This is a genomic window from Flaviaestuariibacter flavus (genome assembly GCF_004337505.1).
GTDB lineage: Bacteria > Bacteroidota > Bacteroidia > Chitinophagales > Chitinophagaceae > Flavisolibacter > Flavisolibacter flavus.
The window spans coordinates 544,388-562,439 of record NZ_SJZI01000042.1; the positions used below are offsets into that span (position 1 = coordinate 544,388).

General features: G+C 58.4%; 11 protein-coding genes and 1 tRNA gene. 6 read left to right on the forward strand and 6 right to left on the reverse strand.

Going from position 1 to position 18,052, the window contains the following annotated elements; genetic code table 11:
• Positions 1 to 164 precede the first annotated feature (164 nt).
• The gene (tig, locus tag EPD60_RS10205; protein ID WP_131449350.1) at positions 165 to 1,535 is read right to left on the reverse strand and encodes a trigger factor; all 1,371 of its coding nucleotides are present in this window, start codon (positions 1,533 to 1,535) and stop codon (positions 165 to 167) included.
• A gap of 144 nt (positions 1,536 to 1,679) precedes the next feature.
• Positions 1,680 to 1,761, reverse strand: a tRNA-Leu gene (locus tag EPD60_RS10210).
• Between the two features lie 388 nt (positions 1,762 to 2,149).
• Here EPD60_RS10210 and EPD60_RS10215 point away from each other — a divergent pair.
• The 5 genes from EPD60_RS10215 to EPD60_RS10235 all read left to right on the forward strand — a co-directional run bounded on the left by EPD60_RS10215 (position 2,150) and on the right by EPD60_RS10235 (position 12,766).
• On the forward strand, positions 2,150 to 4,378 hold the full coding sequence (locus tag EPD60_RS10215) for a RelA/SpoT family protein (RefSeq protein WP_131449351.1): 2,229 nt from the start codon (positions 2,150 to 2,152) through the stop codon (positions 4,376 to 4,378).
• A gap of 92 nt (positions 4,379 to 4,470) precedes the next feature.
• Entirely contained in the window at positions 4,471 to 9,606 is a 5,136-nt protein-coding gene (locus EPD60_RS10220; RefSeq protein ID WP_131449352.1) for a T9SS type B sorting domain-containing protein, read from the forward strand.
• A 201-nt stretch (positions 9,607 to 9,807) separates the two neighbouring features.
• The gene (locus EPD60_RS10225; protein ID WP_131449353.1) at positions 9,808 to 11,076 is read left to right on the forward strand and encodes an adenylosuccinate synthase; all 1,269 of its coding nucleotides are present in this window, start codon (positions 9,808 to 9,810) and stop codon (positions 11,074 to 11,076) included.
• 85 nt (positions 11,077 to 11,161) lie between these two features.
• Complete coding sequence (locus EPD60_RS16975; protein ID WP_165871501.1) at positions 11,162 to 11,500, forward strand: hypothetical protein; 339 nt, start codon at positions 11,162 to 11,164, stop codon at positions 11,498 to 11,500.
• A 9-nt stretch (positions 11,501 to 11,509) separates the two neighbouring features.
• Positions 11,510 to 12,766: an anthranilate synthase component I family protein gene (locus EPD60_RS10235; protein ID WP_243647806.1), complete on the forward strand. Its 1,257-nt coding sequence runs from the start codon at positions 11,510 to 11,512 to the stop codon at positions 12,764 to 12,766.
• A 91-nt stretch (positions 12,767 to 12,857) separates the two neighbouring features.
• Here EPD60_RS10235 and EPD60_RS10240 read toward each other — a convergent pair whose 3' ends face one another.
• The 4 genes from EPD60_RS10240 to rny all read right to left on the reverse strand — a co-directional run bounded on the left by EPD60_RS10240 (position 12,858) and on the right by rny (position 16,613).
• Positions 12,858 to 13,865 (reverse strand): lytic transglycosylase domain-containing protein, encoded by a 1,008-nt coding sequence (locus tag EPD60_RS10240; protein WP_131449354.1) that lies wholly within the window; start codon positions 13,863 to 13,865, stop codon positions 12,858 to 12,860.
• A gap of 220 nt (positions 13,866 to 14,085) precedes the next feature.
• The gene (locus EPD60_RS10245; RefSeq protein WP_131449355.1) at positions 14,086 to 14,316 is read right to left on the reverse strand and encodes a Sec-independent protein translocase subunit TatA/TatB; all 231 of its coding nucleotides are present in this window, start codon (positions 14,314 to 14,316) and stop codon (positions 14,086 to 14,088) included.
• Between the two features lie 153 nt (positions 14,317 to 14,469).
• Positions 14,470 to 14,847 carry a 50S ribosomal protein L19 gene (gene rplS / locus EPD60_RS10250; protein ID WP_131449356.1) on the reverse strand — a complete coding sequence of 126 codons (378 nt, stop codon included), beginning with the start codon at positions 14,845 to 14,847 and terminating at the stop codon, positions 14,470 to 14,472.
• Between the two features lie 206 nt (positions 14,848 to 15,053).
• A complete protein-coding gene (gene rny / locus EPD60_RS10255) occupies positions 15,054 to 16,613 on the reverse strand; it encodes a ribonuclease Y (protein ID WP_131449357.1) in 1,560 nt (519 codons plus the stop codon).
• Positions 16,614 to 16,813: 200 nt separating this feature from the next.
• Here rny and EPD60_RS10260 point away from each other — a divergent pair, with 200 nt between their 5' ends.
• Complete coding sequence (locus EPD60_RS10260) at positions 16,814 to 17,953, forward strand: TlpA disulfide reductase family protein (RefSeq protein ID WP_207896602.1); 1,140 nt, start codon at positions 16,814 to 16,816, stop codon at positions 17,951 to 17,953.
• Positions 17,954 to 18,052 lie beyond the last annotated feature (99 nt).

Here is an 18,052-nt window from a genome sequence, read left to right on the forward strand (position 1 = left end):
GAATCCGGACATTCTGTCCGGATTCCGCCCGCGCAATCTCAGATCTCAGATCTCAGATGTCAGATCTCGGATCGGGCTGGCGCCGGCAACAAAAAACGGAAGCCCACGGCTTCCGTTTTTTGTTATTGCAAAAGATCCGAGATCTTACATCTGAGATCGAAAGATTAATGGTGCGCGTGGTTGTGCTCCTGGTTCATCTTCACGAAGTCTTCGCGGGAGATGGGCGTATCCTGGGCATTCGAATTCGACTCGATCCACTGGAAGATCTTCTCGGTCTGGATGCGGTTCCAGGCGTCTTCCACGTACTTGCGGTCCTTCATCATGCGGTCGATATAGGTCGTAACCCATTCGGCTTCCTCGTCGATGGCGTTCACGCCCATGTAGCCGAGGAGCTGCTGCTTGGAGAAGGCGCGGAGGTCTTCCGGCTTCACCTCGATGCTGGCATCGGTGGCAATTTTGTCAGTGATCAGGCTCCACTTGAGCTGGTTGAGGAATTGGGGAAATTCGGCTTCCACCTGCTCGTCGGTCTTGGGCGTATTGTTTTCGCCCTGCGTCTTGAGCCAGCGCTTCAGGAACTCCTGCGGGAAATCCACCCGGGTGTTGTCGAGCAGCACGTGGTACAGGCTGTGGTGCAGCTGGTTACGGCTCTCGGTGGCCCACTGGCCTTCCAGCTCCGTCTTTACACGGGCGCGGAATTCTTCTTCGGTGGTGATGTTGTCGTTGGGGAACAGCTGGGCGAAGAACTCGGCGTTCAGCTCACGCTTCTCGATAAAGCCCACTTTGGTGATCTCGAGGTTGAAGAAGCGGTCCTTACCCGAGTCGATGCCCAGGTCGGAGAGGATCCACTCCGCTTCGGGTGCGCCAAAGGCTTCATCGAAGGCGATGTGGAGGGTGTCGCCTTTTTTCTTGCCCATCAGGTTGGGGCGGAACGACTCCTTGAAGTAGCGTACCAGCACCGAGTTGTCCTTCCTGATGCCGCCGGCGATGGCGTTGCCTGCCGCGTCGGTTTCGGTGAAGGTGAGGTTGAGCACGTTCTCGTCCGACTCAACAGCCTCGGGCTCGGTCATATTGCCGTAGCGCTGCTGCATGCGCTCTACTTCCTCGTTTACCATAGCGTCGTCAACGGTGATGGTATAGCGCTTTACGGCAGTCGACTTCAGGTCGGGGAGCTGGATGGCCGGCTTGAGGCCCATTTCGAATACGAATTCGTAGTCGGCGGGCTTGTTCATATCAATCTGCTGCAGGTCCATCTGCACCGGGATCGGGTTGGCGAAGATGTCGACCTTGGAGGAGGTCAGGTATTGATTCACCTGCTGGTCTACCTGGCGCAGCACTTCGTCTACGAACAGGGAGGATCCGTACATTTTCTTCACGAGGCCGGCAGGTACCATGCCCTTGCGGAAGCCGGGGATATTGGCTTTCTTGCTATGTTCTTTGAGGGCTTTCTCGAAAGCCGGCAGGTAGTCTTCTTTTTTGATGGTGACGTGCAGCTGCTGGTGCAGGGGCGCCACTTCGGATTGAGTAATCGTTGCCATTGTTTATTTAATCTGTTGAATAATGAATATCGAATATCAAATAACGAATATCGACAGGCCATCCCTGAAAGGAGGACTCCGAAGGACGCCGGGGCCTCACTTCGTTATTCGATATTCCTTGCTCGATATTCGATATTCAAGGAGTGCGGGTGGAGGGACTCGAACCCCCATGCCTCGCGGCGTCAGATCCTAAGTCTGATACGTCTACCAATTTCGCCACACCCGCGTAAGGGCGGCAAAGGTAAGGGAAACCGGACCTATTAAGGTTTTACCGGTTTTAAAAGGTTCTAAAAGGTTGGGTAGGGAAGCGGCGGGCGGAGCGGACATCCCTGACAGAAATAAGGTTTTGAAGGGGAAGAAGCGTTTTTCACCGCGAAGAAAAGGAGTAAAAGAAGCGTTACGCTAAGGATAACGGTCCGCCTGACGGCGGGGCTTTTGTTTGTGACGATACAGACAATAAAAACTTAGCGTAAACCTTAGCACCTTTTTTTCTTCGCGGTGAAAAACGCTTCTTCTACTTAATATGCCTTCCGGCGACGTACCGGCCATTACAAAACGTTTAAAACTCGCTCAAAACCTTCAAAACCAACTGCTTTCCCGTAAATTCGTGAGGTATGGAAACCGTAGCGCAGGCACCGAAATACAACCTGAACGAAGAACAGGAGAAACGGCTGATACTCAGGGAGTACCGGGCCCTGTTGCGTTGCCTTAAGGGACGCATCAAGCCGGGCGACCGCAAGATGATCCGCCAGGCCTTCGAGATGGCCGCCGAGGCCCACAAAACAATGCGCCGCAAAAGCGGTGAGCCCTATATCCTCCACCCGCTGGCCGTGGCCCGCATCTGCGTGGAGGAGATCGGCCTCGGGGTGCGCTCCACCATCTGCTCCCTTCTTCACGACACCGTGGAGGATACCGATATCACCCTCGAAGACGTACAGCGCGAGTTCGGCTCGGAGATCGCCCGCATCGTGGACGGACTTACCAAGATCTCCACCGTGGTGGACGTAAACGCCTCGCAGCAGGCCGAGAACTTCCGCAAGATCCTGCTGACCCTCACCGACGACCCGCGCGTCATCATCATCAAGCTCGCCGACCGCCTGCATAACATGCGCACGCTCGACTCGATGAAGCCCGAAAAGCAGCTCAAGATCGCCTCCGAAACCGTATACGTGTATGCGCCGCTGGCGCACCGGATGGGCCTCTACAATATCAAGACGGAGATGGAAGACCTCTCCATGAAATACCTGGAGCCCGAAACCTACCGTTCCCTTGCCCGCAAGCTTGCTGAAACGAAGCGCGAGCGCACCCGCTATATCAATGAATTCATCAAGCCGCTGCAGGACAAGCTTGAATCCTCCGGCTTCGACTTCGAGATCTTTGGCCGTCCCAAGAGCATCCACTCCATCTGGAACAAGATGAAGAAAAAGGGCGTCGCCTTCGAGGAAGTGTACGACCTGTTCGCCATCCGCGTCATCCTCAACTCGGCCCCGGAAAAGGAAAAAGAAGAGTGCTGGAAGGTATACTCGATGATCACCGACGAGTACACGCCCTCTCCCGAGCGCCTCCGCGACTGGCTCTCCAACCCCAAAAGCAACGGTTACGAGGCCCTGCACACCACGGTGATGGGCCCGCAGGGCAAGTGGGTGGAAGTGCAGATCCGCACGAAGCGGATGAACGAGATCGCCGAGAAAGGCCTCGCCGCCCACTACAAATACAAGGAAGGGCAGGCCGACGAGAGCCGCTTCGACAAGTGGTTTAACCAGATCCGCGAGGTGCTCAACTCCAACGACACCGATTCGGTGGACTTCCTCCAGGACTTCAAAACGAGCTTCCTGGCCGAGGAGATCTATATCTATACCCCGAAAGGGGAGGTGAAGATGCTGCCCACCGGCGCCACGGCCCTCGACTTCGCCTTTGCCGTGCACTCCATGGTCGGCGCCCGCACCATCGGCGCCAAGGTCAACCACAAGCTGGTGCCCATCTCGCACAAGCTCCGCTCCGGCGACCAGGTGGAGATCATTACCTCCAACAAGCAAAAGCCCAACGAGGGCTGGCTTGAATTCGTGGTGACGGCCAAGGCCCGCACCAAGATCAAGGATGCGCTCAAGGAAGAGAAGCGCACCATCGCCGAAGACGGCAAATACACGCTGCAGAAGAAGCTGGAAGGCATGGGTGCCTCGTTCCAGCCGCATAATATCGAGGAGATCACCAACTTCTATAAGCTGCCCTCTTCGCTGGAGCTTTTTTACCAGATCGCCATCAAGGCCATCGACCTCAAGGAGCTCAAAGACTTCAAGCAGACGGGCGACCGCCTCGACGCGCCCAAGCCGGTGCGGATACAGGAACTGAAACCCGAGGTGCCGTATTCGCCCAAGAAAGACACGGAACTGATCATCTTCGGGGAGAGCTCCGACAAGATCGTGTACAACCTGGCCAACTGCTGCAAGCCCATCCCGGGCGACGATGTGTTCGGCTTCGTGACCACGGGCAAAGGCCTTACGATCCACCGCACCAATTGCCCCAATGCCGCCAAGCTGATGGCCAACTACGGGCACCGCATCGTAAAGACCCGCTGGGCCAAGAACAAGGAGATCGCCTTTCTTACCGGTCTGCGCATCGTAGGCCTCGACGATGTGGGTGTCGTGTCGAAGATCACCAACCTGATCTCGGGCGAGCTGCGGATCAATATCGCCGCCATCACCATCGAGGCGCGCGAAGGCATCTTTGAAGGGTCGATCAAGCTGTTCGTGCACGACAAGGATGAGCTGGATGCGCTGGTAGACAAGCTGAAGGCTCTGCAGGGAATTCAGTCGGTAGACCGGTTCGACACCGAAAATGTGTGATCAGCCGCTGAATTGCGGTGGACCGGCCGAAAATGGCCATTCCCGGGCTTAATTATCTTAACTTGTAGCCAATTTTTCCAAACTTGGCTGCTATGAAGATGACGCGCTTACTGCTTGTCCTGGTCACTCTTGTATTCACCGTACGCGCGTCCGCGCAGGTTCCGGGATTCAGCTTTACCTGTTCCCGCGATACCACAATCCAGGATTGTGGTGCCCAGGTCTGCTTCAACCTGAAGGCGCGGGTGCCGGATGTGCGCTCCACCTCGAGCTATACGGTCAACCCGGTATCCAGCACAGGCGGCTGTTTTGCCCCCGTGGTGGCGCCGAATGATCCGGCGGGGACGCCTACGAGCATCACCGTTGATGACCGGTACTCTTCAAAAATTAATCTTCCGTTCACTTTTACCTTTTACGGGATCAACTATAGCAGCTTGGTTGCCAGTGGCAACGGCTACCTCTCATTCGACCCCAACAACAACCTGGCGGGCACCTTCAGCCATTATGGCATTATCCAGTCGGGCACGGGCCTCGGCGCCAATACCGGCACCCCCCAGGATCTGCCCAGTTCGCGTTACGACCCTTCGGTCATCATGGGCGTTTACCACGACCTCGACCCGGGCGTTTCCGCGTCGCCTACGAAAAAGATCCAATACCAGGTGTACGGGGTGGCACCTTACCGCCGTTTTGTGCTGAGCTTTTATAAGATACCGCTTTACCAGACTACCGGCAGCACCTGCAACCAGAGCTTCGAAAACACGAGCCAGATCACGCTGTACGAATCCACCAATATTATCGAAGTGTCGGTATACAGTCAGCAGATCTGTACTGCCTGGAACCAGGGCCGCGCTATGATCGGCATCCAGGACCATAATGGCGGTGCCGGTATCATGCCCCCGGGACGCCGCGCTTCAGATGCACCGTGGGGTTCTGCCAACATGAACGAAACCTGGCGCTTTGTGCCGGCCTCCGGCAGCACCAGCCTGCTGAAGCGGGTGGAAGTGCTTAACTCGGCCAACGTCGTGCTGGCCACCGGAACGCGCGGAACGGCAGTAAACGGGGTGGTCCCGGTGACCTTCCCCAACCTGTGCGTTGGCGGCGGCATCACCCGCCTCGTTGTTCGCGCGGCCTACCAGAAGTACGGCGCGCCCACCCAGGAAATCTATACGTACGACACCGTTCGGGTCATTGCCGGCTTCAACGCTACAGCCACGCCTACTCATGCCACCTGCGCCACGCCCGGCTCCATCAAGGTAGACATACCGGCCGGCGAGGGCGTACCTCCCTTCAGCTACTCGATCAACAATGGCGCCTACGGGTCGTCGAATACGTTCACCGGCCTTAACCCCGGCACCTACTCCGTTATCGCCCGCGATGCCAACTGTGCCGACACCATGACGGTAACGGTCCTGCCCCCGGCCGGCCTTTCCGGGACAACTGCTACGGTGCCTTCCGGCTGCAATCCCTCCGGCAGTATTACCGTTACGCCCACCTCCGGTACGGCCCCCTATACCTACGCCCTCGATGGAAGCCCCACGTTCCAATCGTCTAATATTTTCACCGCGGTCGCGGCCGGGGCGCATACCGTAACCATCAAGGACGCGCAAGGCTGCACGGGTACCGTGAATGTAACCGTGGGCACACGCGCCGCGCTGGGAGGCTCCGGTACAGCCCAGCCTTCGGGCTGTACCCCTTCGGGATCTGTTACGATCACCCCCGCCGGTGGCACCGCTCCCTTCAGCTTCTCCATCAACGGAGGCAGCACCTGGCAGTCTGCCGGCCAGTTCAACCTGCTTGGGGCAGGTACTTATAATGTGCGGATCAAAGACTCCACCGGTTGCACCTTCGATGTAAACGGGGTCATAGTGCCGGGTACCACGCTGACTGCTTCAGCCGTCACCACCAATTCCAATTGCACGCCTTCGGGTACCATCACGGTAAGCGTGACGCCTCCCGGCCTCGGCACACCGCCTTATACCTACCAGCTGGGTACCACGGGCACTCCTCAAAACGGCAACACGTTCGGCCCGCTGGCCGCCGGCACCTATACCGTTATTGTTCGCGATGCCACCGGTTGCCAGGTGTCGGTAACGGCTACCATCGACAGCAATCCCCCCGTAACGCTGAACGCAATTTCAACGCCTTCCGGTTGCAACCCGCCCAGCGGCACCATTACCGCAACGGCAAACGGCGTGGCCCCGTATACGTTTAAGCTTGACGGTGTGCGCACCCAGGCTTCCGGCCTTTTCACCGGTGTTACGTCGGGGCAGCATACGGTTGAGGTGACCGACGCCGGTGGCTGTGTAGCTACTTTCGATATCGTTGTAGGCGCTACACCCGCCGTGGATGCATCCGCTACCAGCACGCCTTCGGGTTGTACGCCCGCCGACGGTTCCATCACGGTCTCTGCTACCGGTGGTACCGGCACATTTACGTACAAATTATTGCCGAATACGACTCAGCCCGGCAACACCTTCACCGGGCTTGCCGCCGGCAACTATACCGTAGTGGTAGAAGACGCCGTAGGCTGTACCGATACGGTGGCCGTCAGCGTTGGCGCCACGCCGCTGCCGGCCGGCACGGCCAGCACCACGCTGTCGGGCTGCACGCCCTCGGGTACCATCACCATCAATATGAACCAGGGCACCGGGCCCTATAGCTACCGACTCGGAACCGCGGGCACGCCGCAGGCCTCCAATACCTTTAATGGCCAGGCAGCGGGCACCTACACGATTACGGTCACCGACGCCAAAGGCTGTACGGTAGACATCCAGGCTACGGTGGGGCAGCACCCGGCGCTTACGGCCATCGGTAATACGACCCCTTCCGGCTGTACGCCTCCCAGCGGCTCCATTACCATCACGGTTCCCGCCGGCGCCGGCCTTGCTCCGTTTACATATGACCTGGACGCCCTCGGCCCGGTAGCCAGCAACTCCTTTACCGGTGTCACTGCCGGTGCCCACCAGGTAGTGGTGCGCGATGCCGCCGGCTGTTCTTTCCCCGTGGATGTGGTGGTAGGCGCCCCGGCGCCGCTTACCGCAGCGGCGGCAACGACCCCGTCGGGTTGTGCACCGTCGGGAACCATCACGGTTACCGTGACACCGGGCATTGGCCAGGCACCCTTCCAGTACCGCCTTGGCGGCGCCGGAACCCCGCAGGCCTCCAACGTCTTCAATAATATCGGTGCAGGCACCTATACGGTAACCGTGCTGGATGCCGCGGGGTGTACTGTGGATGTGACCGCCGTTGTGGATCCGGCCCAGCCGCTCCTGGCAACCGTGCGTACCCACAGCCCGAGCTGCGACGCAGCTGCCAACGGCTCGGCCGTGCTGCTGCCGCAAAACGGGATCGCGCCCTTCCAGTTTCGCATCAACGGCGGCGCCTGGCAGGCTTCCGACTCCTTCCCCAACCTGGCGGCAGGCATCTATAACCTGCAGTTCCAGGATGCATCGGGTTGCATCTCGCCGCAGTTTCCCGCAACGGTAGCCGCAGGCGCGCCGATTACGGCTGTGGCCACACAAAACAATGTGGCCTGTTTCGGGGGCAGCAACGGCAGCGCCACGCTGACGCTCTCGGGCAATGCTACGGCGCCTTTCCTGTTTTCGACCGACAACTTCAGCACCTCCCAGGCCGGTAATACAATTACCGGTCTCCCGGCAGGGGCGGCCACCATCTGGTTCCGCGACGCCCAGGGCTGCAGCAACAGTATCCAGGTGACGATTACGCAGCCCGCCGCTCTGTCGGCAGGCACCACGCAGCTGGTGCAGCCGAAATGCTTCGGCGCCGCCAACGGAACGGTGACCCTTTCTGCCAGCGGTGGTACTGCACCGTACCAGTACTCCTTCAACGGAAGCGCCTTCGGCCCGGCGGCCCAGTTTACTTCGGCGGCAGGCACTTTCAATGGCGCCATCCGCGATGCGAATAACTGTAGCGTCACGGTGAACGGAATTGTGCTTACGGAGCCCGCCCGTCTCGTGATCGATTCGGTGGTGAGTGAACCGGCAACCTGCGTTGCAGACGGCCGTCTCCGCGTGTTTGCCTCGGGCGGCACTACCCCCTTCCAGTACCAGCTCAACACGGGCAGCTACGGTGCCAGCAACAGCTTCACCACGGCGGCCGGCACTTATAGTGTTTCCGTACAGGATGCCAACAACTGCGCTGCTTCCCGCCCTGGTAACGTGGTAACTCAGATCAGCAACCTGCAGTATGTTTCACCCGGCCCCGACACGATCTGCCAGGGCAGCAAGACGACGCTGGCACCAGTGACCAATGCCACCGGTTTCGTTTGGACCGGCCCGGCCATCGTGCCCAACAACACGCAGCAGTCGTCGATCGACGTGCGTCCCGTCCGCGATACATTCTACATCCTCAACTACACCCTGGGCTCCTGCTCGGGCCGCGACTCGATCCCGGTAACCGTGCGACCGGCGCCGGTGCCCGATGCCGGTACTGCTACAGAGATCTGCTTCGGCCAGGACGGACAGCTGAACGCTGCCACGGGCTTCAGCGCCTACCACTGGGCGCCGAGCACCTACCTCACCGATGCCAACATCCGCAACCCCCGCGTCATCCGCCCCAACGCCAGCATCACCTACCAGCTGCATGTGGTGGATGCCAACGGCTGTGCCTCGCTGGTTCCGGATACGGTAACCCAGCTTGTAACACCCCCGATCATTGTGCGGTTCAGCCCGCCCGATACGGTGGCTTATATCGGCGATACGCTGCGCATTATTGCGAGCGCCGCCGCCAACCATTTCGAATGGTTTACAAGCATGGGCACCACACCGGTGAACATCGTCAACCCGAACGTGCCCAATGCCCTGCTGCTGGTAGAGAAAACCGAGACCTTCCGCATCCGTGCCTGGACCGACCAGGGCTGCTCGGGTGAAGGCTTTTTCTACCTCCGTGCTTACCGCGGGCCCGAGATCTATGTGCCGGATGCCTTTACGCCCAACCGCGACGGCAAGAACGACCTGCTGCGCCCGGTATGCGTTGGCCTGCAGACACTCAACTATTTCCGCGTATTCAACCGCTGGGGCCAGCTGATGTACGAATACAAAGGCGAGCGCCGCGGCCCCGAGGTGTACAACCTGAGGCAGTCGAATATCGGCTGGGATGGCCGGCAGAACGGCAAGGAGCTCGTTACGGGAACTTATGTGTGGGTTGCCGAAGGTGTGACCAAAGAAGGCAAGCGCGTTTCCCGCAAGGGCGTAGTGACCCTGATCCAATAAATTGTATGCACCGCATAAAAAGCAAACGCCTCCAACCGGGGGCGTTTTTTTATGAATCCGCTGTATGGATCCCGACCAGGACCAGTACGGTCGGGCTCTTCACTTTGATCCGGGAAACCCGAACCACAGAACCCTAAAACCTCAGAACCTTAGAACCTTTTTTCTTCCCTTACATTTGCCGCGAACCAAGTATACATTGTTATGGTAGACGTTATCCTGGGCTTGCAATGGGGCGACGAGGGCAAGGGAAAGATCGTGGATTATTTCGCGTCGCAATATGATATCGTTGCGCGTTTCCAGGGCGGACCCAACGCGGGACATACCCTCTACGTAGGTCCTTCGAAGCAAAAGATCGTATTGCACCAGATTCCTTCCGGCGTGTTTCACCAGGGCGCCATCAACCTGATTGGCAACGGTGTCGTACTCGACCCGGTAACCCTGTCGAAGGAGTGTGCAACGGTGTCGGGCTTCGGCGTCGACCTGCGCAAGAATCTTTTTATTTCCGAGCGCACGCACCTGATCCTGCCCACGCACCGGGCCCTCGACAAGGCCGCCGAGCTGCAGAAGGGCGAAGCCAAGATCGGCTCCACGCTGAAAGGTATCGGACCCGCCTATATGGACAAGACCGGCCGCAACGGCTTGCGTGTCGGCGACCTGCTGCATAAGAGCTTTACCACATCCTATATCAAGCTGCGGCTTAAGCACCAGAAGCTGCTCGATACCTATCATTTCAACGAAGACATTACGGCCTGGGAAGAAGAATTCTTCGAAGCCATCGAGCTCCTGCGCGGACTCAACATCGTCAACGGCGAATATTTCATCAACGAGCAGATGGCGCGCGGCAAAAAAGTGCTGGCAGAGGGCGCCCAGGGCTCGATGCTCGATATCGATTTCGGCACCTTCCCCTTCGTTACTTCCAGCAGCACCACCTCGGCCGGCGTTTGCTCGGGCCTTGGTGTGGCGCCGCAGCGCATCCGCGAGGTGATCGGTGTGTCGAAGGCCTACTGCACCCGCGTGGGCAGCGGACCGTTCCCCACCGAGCTGCACGACGAAACAGGAGAGGAGCTGCGCCGCATCGGATCCGAGTTTGGCGCCACCACCGGCCGCCCGCGCCGCTGCGGCTGGATGGACCTCGTGGCCCTGCGCTATGCCTGCATGATCAACGGCGTGACGCAGGTGGTGATGACGAAGGCCGACGTGCTCGATGCCTTCCCGACCCTGCAGGTATGCACCGCCTACAAGATCGACAATGCCGCTACCGACAAGGTGCCCTTCCAGATGACGCGCGTGCCCGTGGAGCCCGTCTACCAAAGCATCCGCGGCTGGAATACCGACAGCACCGCCTGTACCACCGCCGACAGCCTGCCCGAAGAAATGCGTTCGTATATCGGCTTTATCAATGAGCAGCTGGGCACGCCGGTAAAGTATGTATCCAACGGCCCGGGACGCGAGCAGATCGTGCACTTATAAGGACTGTCCGGCACACAAAAAAATTGACAAAATTTGGCGGATTAAAAACTTCGCCGAAAATTTACAGCGTTAATCTAACCAGACTATGACCGTAGTATTAGAGAAGGAAGCGACCCTATCCGGAACCGATTGGATCGAGCAGGTACTGGCCCAGGCCAAGCGCGCCGCCACGCCTAAGGACGAGGAAGAAGAGGAGGAGGAAGACCTCGACGAAGAGCTGGATGGCGAAGAAGACGACGAAGAGTGGGATCCGGACTTCGAAGAGTTTGACCTGCCCAAATCGAAGAAGGGCGGCGGCAAAAAAGAAGAGGAAAGCGAGGAGGAAGAAGACTTTAAGATCGAAGACGACGAGGAGTTCAAAGACCTCTTCAGCGGCGGCGGTGGCGGCGGCAACGACTTCGACGATGAGGACGATGACTTCTAACCCGCACGATTGATACACCGCACGTATGCACTGGCCGCCGGCGCGGCCATCAAGGATAAAATGTTGAACTGGCTCCGGCGGTTCAACATTTTTTGTTTTCTGGACAGCCACGGCTATCCCGGGCGCAGCTTCGACTGGCTGGCGGGCGCGGGCGCACGCCACCGCGTTGGTGCCGCCGATGGCCCGGCCGCCCTCGATGCGCTTGCAGCTTCGGAGCGCTGGGCCTTTGGCCATCTTGCCTTCGAGCTGCGCCATGCGGCCTATGGCCTTGCCGGCGGTCCGCAAGATCCCATCGGGTTTCCGCCCCTGCATTTCTTTATACCGGAAGTGGTGCTTTATGCCCGCGGCGATACCTTGCATATCGAGGCGGCAGACCCCGATACGGTATGGAAGGCCTTGCAGGAAACGCCGGTTCCCGCTGCTGGCCCGGGAGCTTCCATACAGATGGAGGCAACACTCAGCCGCGCCGCTTACCTCGACCGCATCGGCGCCCTCCTGCAGCACATCCGCCGCGGCGACTGCTACGAGATCAATTTCTGCCAGGAGTTTCATGCGCAGGCCCCTGGCCTCGACCCGCTGCCGGTATACCGGAAGCTGGCGGCACTTTCGCCCACTCCTTTTGGCGGCTACTACCGGCTTGATGACCGCTACCTGCTCTGCGCTTCGCCCGAGCGCTTTTTGCGCAAGCAGGGGAGCGAGCTTATTGCCCAGCCGATCAAAGGCACCGCCCGGCGCAACCCGGGCGATAAAGCGGCCGACGCTGCGCTACGCGAGGGGCTATACCTCAGCCCGAAAGAGCGGGCCGAAAATGTGATGGTGGTAGACCTCATGCGCAACGACCTGTCGCACGTGTGCCATGATGTAGTGGTGCCCGAGCTTTTCGGGCTCTACACCTTCCCGCAGGTACACCAGATGATCTCCACCGTAAGTGGCCGCCTGCATCCCGGCACCGGCTTCTCAGCCGTGCTTGATGCTACCTTCCCGATGGGCTCGATGACCGGGGCGCCAAAGCAGCGGGTGCTGGAGCTGATCCGCCGGTACGAACCGACCGCGCGGGGGCTTTTTTCCGGCTCGCTCGGTTATTTCCACGAGGGCGATTTTGATTTCAACGTGGTCATCCGCAGCCTGCTCTACAATGCCGATACGGGGGCACTTTCCTACCAGGTTGGCTCTGGCATAACGGCTTATTGCGAAGCGGCCGCTGAGTGGGAGGAATGCCGGCTTAAGGCCCTGGCGCTCGAGCGGGCCATGCAGGATATTGAATAACGAATTCCAGGCTTCAGCAACCCAAATGAAAAATGCCCCACGATCGTGGGGCATTTTTCGGGTTATCCGTGGTGGTATCAGGGTTGGTAGGTTAACGGGCCGATCCGAGCATCATTTTCACCGACTGCTCGAGGATGGCGTTGCGGCTTTCCGTGAAACGGCTCATTTTGTCGGCCGGCAGGCGCAGTTCGTAAGAACCGTTCTGCGAAAGCTGCTTGTCGAAGTTGGGATTGAGGCGGTTGAAATCACCCAGGTCCATTTCCAGGTTGCCGGCAATGGCGATAGCGGCAAACTTGCCCGATACGGTGGCATTCTGAACACCGGGGAGGACGGGAGCCGCATCGGTGGTAGCCGCGGTATAGGTGGCGCGCTCGTTCTGGGTCATCGTGGTCACACCACCGTCGCCTTCCATGATATAATGGGTGGCGATGAACTTCTTCACGTGGTTGCGGCTTTCCGCAGGCAGGTAATACTGGAGATCCCAGAAGTTACGGCTGCCGGCCTTGCTGATGGCTTTGTTTACGTTACCCGGACCGCCGTTGTAGGCAGCAACTACCAGTAGCCAGTCGTTAAACACGCTGTACAGGTCGTTGAGGTAGCGGGCGGCGGCATTAGTGCTCTTTTTGTAATCGCGGCGCTCGTCGTTTTTCTTCGATACGCGGAGACCAAGCTCGCGGGCGGTCTGGGGCATCAGCTGCCAGGGACCGGCCGCGCCTACCCAGGAGGTAGCGGAGGTCTTCAGGTCGGACTCAATTACAGAGAGGTACTTCAGCTCGGAGGGCAGGTTATGCGCGGCCAGCACGCTTTCGATCAGGTCGAAGTAAGGCTTGCCCCAGCTCTTCATATTGTTGAGGCGGGTAGCCTGGCTTTCCATATAGTCCTGAACGAAGGAAACGGCTTTGGGGTTGAGCTTTACATTGAAAATTCCGTTTTCGGAGCTCTGGCCCTCGAAGAGGTCTTTAAAGCCGGCTTTGGTGGCGCTTACCTTTACCGTGTCGGAAAGGTCTCGGTCCAGGCCGCTCGCACCTTTCCCGATTCCCGCGAAGGAGTAGAGGAAGGCAATAAGAGGCAGGGTGGTCAACAATAACAGCTTTTTCATCGCACGTGTTTTAGGATTAATCAAATCGCACAAAGGCCTGGAAACGCTCCTTTATTGTTAGCTCTGGTAAGGGTTGACCCGTAGGTCAAATGCGAAGCAAATATACCACCCTCTGGCGAGGAAACACCCCAAAAACTGTTAGAATTGCGTTAAGGGAAACAAAAAGCCGGCGTGCCAAAAAGGCGCCACCGGCTTGTATAAAATGTTAAAAGAGAGCGGCTTAGGCCTGGCCCGATGTATTCGATGCGGGCGTGTTTGCAGCGGAAGCGGCAGTGCGGTCCTTCTCGGAAATTCCTTCTTCGATCTCCCGGCGCACATTGCTTTTTGCGTCGTTGAACTCGCGAACGCCCCGTCCGAGGCCGCGCATCAGTTCAGGAATTTTCTTGCCGCCGAACAGCAGCAGCACGATAATCAGGATCACAATGATCTCATTAAAGCCCAGGGGTCCCATATGATGGATTTATTAGTGGAAAAATCAGACTTCAAAATTAGGACAAATCAGCACCCAATCTCCGTTTCGGCCGGCTATTCGGGCAAAAGTCCCGGTCAAACCATAAAAAAAGCGGAAGAACGAGTCTTCCGCTTATAGTTACGTTGAAAAAGCTTAGGCAGATTGGGGTTGAACCACGGCGCGCTTCTTTTCCTGGATACGGGCGCTCTTACCGCTACGCTCACGCTGGTAGAACAGCTTGGCGCGACGAACACGGCCGGCCTTGTTCAGCACGATCGAGTCGATGTTGGGAGAGTTGACCGGGAAAAGACGCTCCACGCCTACGCCGTCAGAGATCTTGCGCACGGTGAACGAAGCGGTGGCACCCGTGCCCTGACGCTTGATCACATCACCCTTGAAGGACTGGATACGCTCCTTGTTACCTTCAATGATCTTGTAGTTAACGGTAATATTGTCACCCGCTTTGAACTTCGGGAATTCTTTCGTAGCCGTGAGCTGCTCGTGTACAAAGGCAATAGCGGCGGAGTTCATAACTTGAAATTTAAGGAGTGCAAAGGTAAGGGGAAAAATCTAAATATGTGTTGATTGGCGGGGATTTTTTGGATTTATGTCTGATGTCCGATGTCCGAGGTCTGATTTAGACATTGGTCTCTGTAAGATCTGACATCGGACATCTGAGATCCGAGATCGAAAAAGCCCCCGCGAACGGAGGCTTTAAGCTATTGTATGCCAGCTGATTAGCGGGCAACATTTACCGCGCGCTTCTCGCGGATCACCGTTACCTTGATCTGGCCCGGGTAGGTCATTTCGTTCTGGATCTTCTGGGCGATCTCGAAGGAAAGCTTTTCGCTTTCGTTGTCGGTCACCTTGTCGGCTTCCACGATCACGCGGAGCTCGCGGCCGGCCTGGATGGCATAAGCCTTCTCCACACCATTATAATTCTGGGCGAGATTTTCGAGCTCCTTGATCCGCTGCAGGTACTGCTGCATGATCTCGCGGCGGGCGCCGGGGCGGGCGCCGGAGATGGCGTCGCAGGCCTGAACGATGGGGGAGATCACGTACTGCATCTCCATTTCGTCGTGGTGGGCGCCGATGGCGTTCACGATGGCGGGGTTCTCACCATACTTCTCGGCCAGCTTGGCACCAAGGAGGGCGTGGCTCAGCTCGCTTTCCTCGTCGGGCACCTTGCCGATATCGTGCAGGAGGCCGGCGCGCTTGGCCAGCTTGGGATTGAGACCGAGTTCGGCGGCCATGATACCGCAAAGGTTGGCCACCTCGCGGCTATGCATCAGCAGGTTCTGGCCATAGGAGGAGCGGAAGCGCATCTTACCCACCATCCGCACCAGCTCCTTGTGGAGGCCGTGGATGCCGAGCTCGATCACGGTACGCTCACCGATCTCCATCACCTGCTCTTCGAGCTGGCGTTTGGTCTTTTCCACCACTTCCTCGATGCGGGCGGGGTGAATGCGGCCGTCGGTAACAAGGCGCTGCAGCGACAGGCGCGCGATCTCGCGGCGCAGCGGGTCGAAGCAGGAAAGGATGATGGCTTCCGGGGTGTCGTCCACGATGAGGTCGACGCCGGTGGCGGCTTCGATGGCGCGGATGTTCCGGCCTTCGCGGCCGATGATCTGGCCCTTGATCTCGTCGGTTTCGAGGCTGAATACGGTAATGGCGTTTTCGATGGCCTGCTCGGCGGCGGTACGCTGGATCGTCTGGATGATGATCTTGCGGGCTTCCTTATTCGCTTTTTGCTTTGCTTCGTCGATGATCTCCTGCTGGAGGCCGAGGGCCTGGGAGTGCGCCTCGTTCTTGAGGGTCTCGATGAGCTGGGCCTTCGCCTCTTCGGCAGTCAGGTTGGCCAGCTTTTCCAGGCGGCGGGTGTGCTCTTCCTGGTGCTTGTCGAACTCGGCCTGCTTGTTGGCCACCACCTCAAGCTGGCGGTTGAGGTTCTGCTTGATGGTGTCGTTTTCCTTGATCTGGCGCTCCAGCTGCTCGGTCTTCTGGCCCAGCTGCTGCTCTTTTTGCTTGATGCGCGATTCGGCGTCAACGAGTTTGCGGTTACGCTCGTTCACTTCCTTGTCGTGCTCCGAGCGGAGCTGCACGAAGCGCTCCTTGGCGGCTACTTCCTTTTCTTTCCGGATCGTTTCGGCCCGGAGTTCGGCTTCCTTGATGAGGCTCTGGGCATGGAGGTCGGCCTCCTGGATTTTCTTGCTCGTGTCTTTCGCAAAAATGATCTTGCCCACCACGACGCCCACAACGAGGGCGACGACGGCTGCGATGATTATGCTGAGGTCCATGGTTTTTTGTTTAGATGTAGGTGTATGTGAATGATCCCCGGCGACGGGGAGGGGGACGAAGATACGGACAGCGGTGCAATTGTAAATCAGGTCGGTGCGCACGCGCAACTGCCGCTGAAATCCGTAACTTCCGGCTGGAACAACTGCCGTTTATCCTACTTTTTTAATAGACTTTGATGTTCCCCCCTAAACTTTGCACCATGAAACCGATGAAATACTTTTTCCTGGCGCTGCTGCCGCTGTCGGCCGCCGCGCAGCCCGGAGCGCTCAAGCTCAAGGGCAGCATCGTCAACACCCCGCCGGTGAAAAAGGTGGTGGTGGCTTTCCGCACGGGCACCGAAACGGTGCGCGACACCATCCTGGTAGATAATGGCTCCTACAAGTATAAGCGCTCCCTGGCCGAGCCGGTGATGGCCAACGTATCGTACCTCTCCGACAGCCTGCTGGTGCGCCGCGGCCGCGGCGGGATGAAGGTCTATGGCTTCCCGGTATTCCTCCAGCCCGGGGCCGACATCAGCATCACCACGCGCGACTCGGTGCAGAACAACCTCATCAAAGGCTCAAAGGGGCAGGACGAATACGTGAAGCTCCAGGCGGCTATGAAACCTTACGAGCAGCAGCAGGAAGCGTTTTATGAGCAGTACAGCGAGGCGATGAAAGCGAATAACAAGGAAGCCGCTGCCCGTTTTGAAAAGAGTGCCGACTCGGTTGATGAAGTGATGCGTACCGAGGTGTACGGCAAGTTTCTCGCCCGGAACCCGCGCTCGCCGCTGGCGCTCTATGCCCTGCGCGAATATGCCGGCTATTACATGGATCCCGCGCGCGTGGGCCCGGTGTATGAAAGCCTGCCTGTAGCAACAAAAGCACTTCCCTCGGGCATGGCCTTCGCCACGGAGCTGGAGACGGCCCGCAAGTCGGCTATCGGCAGCATGGCCATGGACTTTACCCAGAACGACACCCTCGACCATCCCGTGGCCCTCTCGTCCTTCCGCGGCAAGTACGTGCTGGTCGACTTCTGGGCTTCCTGGTGCGGCCCCTGCCGCCGCGAGAATCCCAACGTGGTAAAGGCCTTCAATACCTATAAAGACAAGAACTTCACCATCCTCGGCGTGTCGCTCGACCGCCCGGGCCAGAAGGAATCCTGGCTGAAGGCCATCAACAAGGACGGGCTCACCTGGACGCATGTGAGCGACCTGAAATGGTGGGACAATGCGGCCGCCAAGCAATATGGCATCCGCGCCATCCCGGCCAACATGCTCATCGACCCCCAGGGCCGTATCATCGCCAAAAACCTGAGCGGCGAAGAGCTGCAGCAGAAGCTGGCGGAAGTGCTCCGTTAACCGCTGCCCCGAATAAGTTAAAAGCCGGTCGTCCAGACGACCGGCTTTTTTGTGCATCGAAAGATTAATTTGGCAGAACCTAAACGCGGCCGATGAAAT